1 protein-coding gene is annotated in these 579 nt (G+C 58.9%); it reads right to left on the reverse strand.

Features of this window, described 5'->3' with window-relative positions:
• Window positions 1–579: integrase core domain-containing protein (locus VQ830_RS28735; protein WP_337271542.1), on the reverse strand; the 579-nt coding region annotated here is incomplete at both ends.

The following is a 579-nucleotide window of genomic DNA, read 5'->3' on the forward strand; positions in this document are numbered from 1 at the left end:
ATGGTTTGCAAAGTCCTCTGTTCCAAGTCGATATATCCGAGATCATAGCGCATGAAGCTGACGAGCCAAATACCATCGTCGACTTCCTTGAGCCCGAGCCTCTGTCCTGCCAGCACCGTCGAGATATTGATCTTCTTGCGATGGATGCAAAGCCGCCCGCAGTTAGTGACGATGGCGTCGCGATCGTGGAAGGGATAGTCGATATCCGGTAGGCCCTGATAAGGTCTTGGCGATGTGGTGTAGAGCTCGGCCGGCACCTTCATGGACAGCGCCTCATGTGGCCGTTCTTCATTGAATTCGCTGACGAAAGCGTCGAAACGCATCTGCTGCTGCAAGATATTGCGGCCCGGCGGCCTCGTCGCTTCCTTCTTGAGCGTTAGATGCATGCGCTCGTGACGGCCGTTCTCCTGCGGGTGGCCGGGACGGATGCGCTCGATGGCGATGCCGAGCCTGAGCCACCAGACAGATAGCTTTGACAGATTGTAGAGCCCGTTGGGACTGGCGAAGGGCAGGCCATTGTCGGAGCGGATCGCGGCCGGCAGGCCCCGCTCGGCAAAAACCCGCCGGAAGGCCTCGAAG

This window comes from Oryzifoliimicrobium ureilyticum (genome assembly GCF_037199735.1).
Lineage (GTDB): Bacteria > Pseudomonadota > Alphaproteobacteria > Rhizobiales > Rhizobiaceae > Rhizobium > Rhizobium ureilyticus.